This window comes from Candidatus Streptomyces philanthi (assembly GCF_059553635.1).
The window spans coordinates 1-2,793 of the sequence record NZ_JCANQV010000478.1 but is presented as its reverse complement, the minus strand read 5'-3'; the positions used below and the strand labels follow the sequence as shown (position 1 = coordinate 2,793).

Below are 2,793 nucleotides of genomic sequence, written 5' to 3'. Positions count from 1 at the left end.
GGTGCCGGAGAGCGTGACGGCGGCGCTGGTGCGCGAGGCCCGGCTGCGGGGTGCCGCCCTGGTGGTGGACCCGTTGCCGGAACGGCCCGCCGCGCTGGTGCGGGCGCTGGCCCGGTCCGGCACGGCCGTGGTGTTCTGCGGGAGCGGTCCCTGCGATCCCCGGTGGGCGCCGGAGGCGGGACTGCTGGCGCTGGACGCCCCGGCCCGTGGCGATGCGGGCCCGGAGCGGTGGCGTGCCGCACTCGGCCCGTACGGGGCGGAGATGACGGACGAGGAGCTGGCGCGGGCCGTCGCGCCGTACCGGATGGGGCCGGAGGAGATCCGTGGCGCCGCCGGGGCGGCCGGGGCGCTCGCCGCGTTCGAGGGGACGCCGTTGAATGCCGCGCACCTCCAGCACAGCGCGCGGCAGCGGTCCGCGCCGCTGCTGGGCCGGCATGCGCGGCGGGTGCGGCCCGAGGTCGCCTTCGGGGACCTGGTGCTGCCGCCCGAGCCCCTGGAGCAGCTGCGCGAGCTGGCGCAGCGCGCCCGCCACCGGGAGACGGTGCTGGGGACGTGGGGGCTGCGTACCGGCGGGGGCCGGGGCCGCGGGGTGAGCGCGCTGTTCGCCGGGGAGTCCGGCACCGGCAAGACCCTCGCGGCCGAGGTCGTGGCCGGGGAGCTCGGCCTGGACCTCTATGTCGTCGACCTGTCGTCGGTCGTCGACAAGTACGTCGGTGAGACGGAGAAGAACCTGGAGCAGATCTTCGCCGAGGCGGACCGTACGGACGCGGTGCTGCTGTTCGACGAGGCCGACGCGGTGTTCGGCAAGCGGTCGGAGGTCAAGAGCGCCCACGACCGCTACGCCAACCTCGAAAGCGCCTATCTGCTCCAGCGGCTGGAGTCCTTCGGCGGGATCGTCGTCCTCACCACCAATCTGCGGGCCAATGTCGACGAGGCGTTCACCCGGCGGCTGGATGTGGTGGTCGACTTCCCGTTCCCGGGCCCCGAGCAGCGGGCCGCGCTGTGGCGGCACTGCCTGCGGCAGGTGCCGTGCGCGCCGGACGTCCCGGACGGGATCGAGCGGTGTGCGCGGGAGTTCGAGCTGGCGGGCGGGGCGATCAGATCGGCGGCGACGACCGCCGGGTACCTGGCGGCGGCCCGTGGCGGGTCCGTGGAGGCGGCGGACGTCCGGACCGGGGCGCGGCGCGAGTACCGGAAGATGGGACGGCTGGTGCCGGGCGGCTGGGACGGACCGACCGGAACGTCAACCGCTTCGTCGAACTTTCGCAAGGACCAGGGAAGTTGATGAAAGGGCTCCCGGGGCCGGGCGTTGCACCCGGCCCCGGGAGGGTGGTCACGGCGCGTCGGCGATCTTCCACTTCTGGCCGCCGTACTGCCCGCACGTCCCGGTCAGCGCACTCTTGTCGTTGTGGCTGTCGCTGAGGCATTCATTGTTGTCCAGGTTGACGACGTGGACACGGCCGTCGTCCGTGTCCTCCAGCCGCCACTTCTGGCTCGCGGCCAGCTGCCCGGACTTCAGCGCCTCGGGATCGACGTGCCGGATGTGGAGCACGTTGGTCCCGTCCTTCTTCTCGACGACGGAACCCGGCGCGCTGGCGGACTCCAGGGCGACGGAGTTGTCCTCCGGGTAGCGGTGGATGATCCACAGCTGGTTGCGGCCGTATTGGTCGCCCGTCAGGTCGGGGTTCTCACCGACATAGGTGCCGTCCTTCTGCTCCCCCTTCTTGACCTCCAGGTACCACTCGTCCCAGTCGCTGCGGAGGATCTGCAGCGGGGGTCCCGGGTCCTCCTCCTTCTTCTTCTCGTCCCCGCCGGCGGGCTTCTCCGGCTGCTGGTCCTGCGGCTTCTCCGCGGGCGGGGGCGCGGCCGGCGGCGGAGGGCTGGGCGCCGGTTTCATCTCCTGCTTCTGCGGGAGCTGCTGGTGCGTCCCCTCCTTCTCCCTGGCCTGGGACGTCACCTTCGGCGGGGCGTTGAGCCACAGCGCCACGAACGCCACGACCCCGGCGACCAGCAGTGACAGCAGGGCCAGCGCCCAGGGCGGCAGGACGGAGGGCTGGAGGTAGGTGCCGCGCAGTTCGGTCGGCCCGCTCTCGCCCGCGCGGACGACGGAGACGGTGAAGGGGTGCTTGCGGGTGGTGCCGAACCAGCTCACCCGGCCCGGTCTGATGTCCAGCCGGGCGAAGCCGGCACGGCCGGGCGCGACCTGCACCGAGTTCGGGTCGGCCTCGACGGTGAAGGCGTCGCCGTTCTCCCGGCCGGACAGGGAGGTCGTCACCTCCTGGTTGCCGAGGTTGTCGACGGCGACCGCTGCCCTGGCGCGCCACCGGCCGCGTACCACCATCGGCACCAGTTCGGTACGGATCTCGGTGAACGGGCCGACGGTGATCTGCCCCTCGACGACATCGGCGGCCTGCGGTGCCTCCCGGGGCTGCACCTGCACTCCGAAGGGCGTGGGTCCCGCGGCCGCGTCCGGTGTGCGCGGGGGCGCGAACCGTACGTCCGCGCTGCCCTCCGCGCCCGGGTACAGCCGCAGGACGTCCGGCTCCACCCGTGCCCATCCCGCGGTGGGGCCCACCACCCGAAGGCGGTACTCCTCCACGGTGTCCCCCGTGTTGCGTACTCTCAGCCGTACGCCGGCGCCTGACCCCGGCTCGACACTCGTCGCGGCCGGTTCCAGCGAAGTCCACATACTCACGTCAGCAGTCAACTGGCCGGAACCGCGCGTATCAGCGTCCTTTAGGGCACTCCCTCGGGCATGTTCGGCTGCCCCATCGTCCATGGCGGGGTGCGGGG

2 protein-coding genes are annotated in these 2,793 nt (G+C 72.9%); one reads left to right on the top strand and one right to left on the bottom strand.

What is annotated here, in order from left to right; genetic code table 11:
* Positions 1-1,285 (top strand): ATP-binding protein (locus AC51EU_RS29195; RefSeq protein WP_496270103.1); only part of this gene is annotated, 1,285 nt, incomplete at its 5' end.
* Between the two features lie 48 nt (positions 1,286-1,333).
* On the opposite strand, the gene AC51EU_RS29190 is transcribed toward AC51EU_RS29195, so the two are convergent.
* Positions 1,334-2,578 carry a hypothetical protein gene (locus AC51EU_RS29190; RefSeq protein WP_496270102.1) on the bottom strand — a complete coding sequence of 415 codons (1,245 nt, stop codon included), beginning with the start codon at positions 2,576-2,578 and terminating at the stop codon, positions 1,334-1,336.
* Positions 2,579-2,793: the final 215 nt, after the last annotated feature.